This is a genomic window from Cupriavidus sp. L7L (assembly GCF_004353535.1).
GTDB lineage: Bacteria > Pseudomonadota > Gammaproteobacteria > Burkholderiales > Burkholderiaceae > Cupriavidus > Cupriavidus oxalaticus_A.
In genome coordinates this window covers 1-1645 of the sequence record NZ_SMNY01000178.1, presented here as the reverse complement: position 1 = coordinate 1645, position 1645 = coordinate 1, and the positions used below count along the sequence as shown (strand labels likewise).

2 protein-coding genes are annotated in these 1645 nt (G+C 55.7%); both read right to left on the bottom strand.

Annotation, left to right across the window (positions count from 1 at the left end; all coding sequences use genetic code 11):
* Nucleotides 1-34 precede the first annotated feature (34 nt).
* Complete coding sequence (stbB, locus tag E1J61_RS36970) at nucleotides 35-724, bottom strand: StbB family protein (protein WP_133098668.1); 690 nt, start codon at nucleotides 722-724, stop codon at nucleotides 35-37.
* Entirely contained in the window at nucleotides 725-1186 is a 462-nt protein-coding gene (locus E1J61_RS37990; protein ID WP_207951321.1) for a hypothetical protein, read from the bottom strand. It lies immediately after the preceding gene.
* Nucleotides 1187-1645 lie beyond the last annotated feature (459 nt).

The following is a 1645-nucleotide window of genomic DNA, read 5'->3' as shown; positions in this document are numbered from 1 at the left end:
TGGACCTTTCGGATTTCACGCATAGCCGCAGTCTCTACTTGAACAACACCTTATAAACCGCGTCGAGATTATCGTTGGCCGAGTCTGCGAGGCGCTTGGCAAGGATCATTTGCACGCAATGTTCTTTCTCATGCTCGTCCTTGGCTTCTTTCAGCTTCGCGCGGAAATCGGTTGAGTCCGCCAGAATCTCGGAGATCGTCTTGCCCAGTGCCTTGCTTCGCTCGAAGACATCGTTCTCGAAGACGGCGGCCTCCGGCCTGACAACACATTTCTTCTCCTCACTGGCATAACCGAAGATCGCGCCAAACTCGCTATGCACATCGTCCTCGATGGCCATCTTGTTGAACACGACGCGGATCTTCTTAGCCGGCACACCAAGTGCTGACAGCGCGTCAATGGTGGCGATGGTGTCTTTCTGCTGCTTGGATTCCTTCACGACAGGCACCACAAAATAATCAAAGTCCTCGTGGGATCTGCGGTATTGCGTCATCGCGTGGATGAAGGCTTCGATGTTGGAGGCTCCAATATCGATCACGGCAACGTCGTTCGTAAGCAGATGGCCTTGCAACTCATCATACTGGCTGGCCTTGATGCTCTCGCCGCCTTCGTCCGCATTGATTGTTTCGACGGTGATCAGATCGGTGTTCAGGCGCGGGGCCAGAAGATGGCGGGCAAGGGTGGACTTACCGACGTTGCCCGAAAAATTGATAACGGCGACACGCATTTAGGACTCCTTTTTTTGTCCGAGACGTTTGGAAAGGGTGGTGCTGGTTGAGTAACGCGAGAACTTCTCTTCGCGCGATTGCTGATTGGTCAGCGCATCGCGTACTGCCTCAGTGGCCGTATCGGCTGCTGCTTCGCGAGCAACGGGCTCACTTGTAAATGTGCCTTGGGGCTGTGAGGCCATGGGCAGGGTAGGGGGCGTCTGCGCGGCGGGTGTGGGCTGCACTCGGGTCTCCTTACCCCTCTGCTTACGGATTCGGTACAACGCGCTCTCCAAGCTCTTGAGGGTCATCCTGAAACCCTGTCCGTTCAATGCATCCAGGATTGCCTGGCGCTTCACGCCAGCGCTGAGAGCGGCCTCTACCTCCTCGAACACGTCGCGCAAGCGGGCAGTATCGGAGCGCCCTTTGTCGTCTCTTGCCAATGCGCGCAGCGCGCCTGCCACGCTGCTCTTCTCCATCATTAAACCCCTTTAAAGTTTCGTATCGATGTAATTATACGTAAATGGTTGGCGATGCAGTGCGACCATGGTGCCATTGCAAGTGTTATGCATTGCGGGCGCAGTGCCCGAGCAGTGCCCGAGCAGTGAACACGCAGTGACGCGGAGTGAATAGGCAGTGAATGTGCGGTGTAGCGGTATCCGCTTTCCGATTAGCCGCTATGCTCGGTAACCGGCGATACTTCAACCAAATATCAGGCCCTCATCGCAAGGTAACAAATAGCAAGAGCGCTGCAGGCATTTCGAGGATGGACGCGCCTAGTACGTCCATTAAGTGCAGTCGCTAGCGCCTGTTACCGAGCATTTCAAAATGCTCGGTAACAGGCCGTATTGTCAGCTCGATTGCCATGCCAGCGAAGCGCCGGCCCGCAAGCCGGCGTTTGCATCTGACGAACACGGATTAGCGCAGCATTCCCTTGCTGC